This window comes from Idiomarina sp. 28-8, assembly GCF_000320945.2.
Lineage (GTDB): Bacteria > Pseudomonadota > Gammaproteobacteria > Enterobacterales > Alteromonadaceae > Idiomarina > Idiomarina loihiensis.
Window position 1 is genome coordinate 1 of record NZ_BANL01000046.1, and the last position, 1,589, is coordinate 1,589.

General features: G+C 50.3%; 2 protein-coding genes. Both read right to left on the bottom strand.

The annotated features are described in order from the left end of the window. Window positions 1-39: 39 nt before the first annotated feature. Window positions 40-1,113, bottom strand: coding sequence for an IS3 family transposase (locus RJ32_RS00030; protein ID WP_051018816.1), 1,074 nt, complete (start codon window positions 1,111-1,113; stop codon window positions 40-42). Beyond that, window positions 1,113-1,514, bottom strand: a complete 402-nt coding sequence (locus tag RJ32_RS00035) for a transposase (RefSeq protein ID WP_034823199.1) — start codon at window positions 1,512-1,514, stop codon at window positions 1,113-1,115. The genes RJ32_RS00030 and RJ32_RS00035 overlap by 1 nt, the downstream gene beginning before the upstream one ends. Window positions 1,515-1,589: the final 75 nt, after the last annotated feature.

Here is a 1,589-nt window from a genome sequence, read left to right on the forward strand (position 1 = left end):
CGGAATGTGTCAACCTCATTTGAACCAGCAGTGTAAAAGTTAAATTGTTTTTTCTATGAACCTTGGCAGCGTCGGGAAGTTTACTCCGGACTCTGCAACATCATCATTATCGTCTTCAGTTACCGGGTTGATTTCGACCGTTGCCGGTGGAGACTGAACACGCGGACGTTTTCTAAACCGCTCCGGGTGCTGATTAAACGCGTTGTCCAACGCTTGTTGTCGTGTTTCAGCCAGTGTTTTCCATTCGCCGGTAAAGACCTGCTCGGGTGTGTAACCGGCTAGATTGCTGTGGTAATGGCTTTCGTTATACCAACGAAAGTAATCGCGACACCAGTCAAGTGCGTGGCCGTAACCCTTAAATCGGCGTGGGTAGTCAGGCTGATATTTCAGCGTCTTAAACTGCGCTTCGCTCATCGGGTTATCATTACTGACGCGGGGCCGGCTGTGACTGGCGGTTATCGTTAAGTCGGATAACACATCCAGATAGCAGTGAGCGGTCATCGGCATACCGCGATCCTGGTGTACGGTCAGGCTGTTCTGCTCAATGCCGTAACGTTCGGCGGCCTGTTCAATCAGCTGTTGTGCTAATTTGCTGTTTTCTTTGCGTGATAACATCCAGGCGACGACATAACGACTGAATAAGTCCATCACGACATATAACGAGAGGTATTCGCCGCGCTTTTCGGTCGCTAATTTCGTAATGTCCCAGGTCCAGACTTCGTTGGAACATGTTGCTTTCAGTCGCGGTACGGTATGAGTCTGAGGCGGTCGCTGTTTCCGGCGCTCGCCGCTTAGTTTGTTGACGCGTAAAATACGATGCATGGTGCTAATCGAGCATAAATAAACACCTTGCTCCAGCAACGAATGATAAACCTGCACCGGTGGCTGATTACAATACGCTTCACTGCTTAGTTGTTGTTCTACTTCGCTGCGCTCAGCGGTCGATAAAGCACTCGGTTGCGCCGCCTGTTGGCGCGACGACCGACGAGGCATTGGCGGGCCGCAAAACGCCGCTCTGCGACGATGTCGACGTACCGTATTACGATTGAGTGCCAGTATGTCACAAGCCGTTCGCTCAGGAATGTGTTTAAACGCATTGTTTTGGAGCAACATTATGAGTTGCTCCCGGTGTCCGTTTGATCGATCAACGCAAAGGCTTTTTTTTGGAGATCAAGACAACTGTCTTTCAGCCGCAACTGCTCCTGCAGGCGCTGATTTTCTTTTTCCAGCTTCTCAATGCGCTTTTGCTCTGGTGTTTGGCTGGATTGAGGGCCGGGTTGTGATTTCGATAAACCCGCGACACCCTGTTCACTAAACTCACGACGCCACTGCGCTAATTGGTTAGAATACAGATTTTCACGACGTAATAACTGACCGAGCTCGCCGTGTTGACAGGCATCGGCCTTTCTCAGAATATCGAGTTTATACTCAACACTGAACGTACGCCGTGTGCGCTTTTCATGCTCGGGTGCTGGCGTGATTTCGGGGCTGATAGTGCTAACAGGTTTTGGCATTTGGCTCTCCTAGTCCGCCCTGAAATCTATGTTATCGTAAAAACCTCTGGTTCAACACCATGCTGACACGCAGGG